Genomic DNA, 355 nt, shown 5'->3' on the forward strand with positions numbered 1-355 from the left:
CCAACGGTACCCGGCTCCAGATATGGACCTGCACCGGCGCCGCCAACCAGAAGTGGACGGTGACCAGATGAACATGAGACTTCTGCACAGACCCGCGGTGCGCGGCATCCTGGGCGCGGCGGCCGTCGCCGCCCTCCTCACCGGCCTGACCAGCGCTCCCGCGAGTGGTGCCGTGGCGGCCACCGGACAGATCACCGGTGTCGGCGGCAAGTGTGTGGACGTGGCGGGCGCCAACAGCGCCAACGGCACGCCGATCCAGCTCTACGACTGCAATGGCTCGGTCGCGCAGCAGCGGACTGTTGGTGGCGATGGCACGGTCCGTGCGCTGGGGAAGTGCCTGGACGTGGCGTCGGGT

The 355-nt window shown here is 69.6% G+C and carries 1 protein-coding gene; it reads left to right on the forward strand.

The window, feature by feature from the left end; translation table 11 throughout:
• Window positions 1–67: 67 nt before the first annotated feature.
• The coding region (locus KN815_RS34570; protein ID WP_216345799.1) for a ricin-type beta-trefoil lectin domain protein at window positions 68–355 on the forward strand (288 nt) is incomplete at its 3' end.

Origin of the sequence: Streptomyces niphimycinicus (assembly GCF_018883605.1) — a bacterium.
GTDB classification, from domain to species: Bacteria; Actinomycetota; Actinomycetes; order Streptomycetales; family Streptomycetaceae; genus Streptomyces; species Streptomyces niphimycinicus.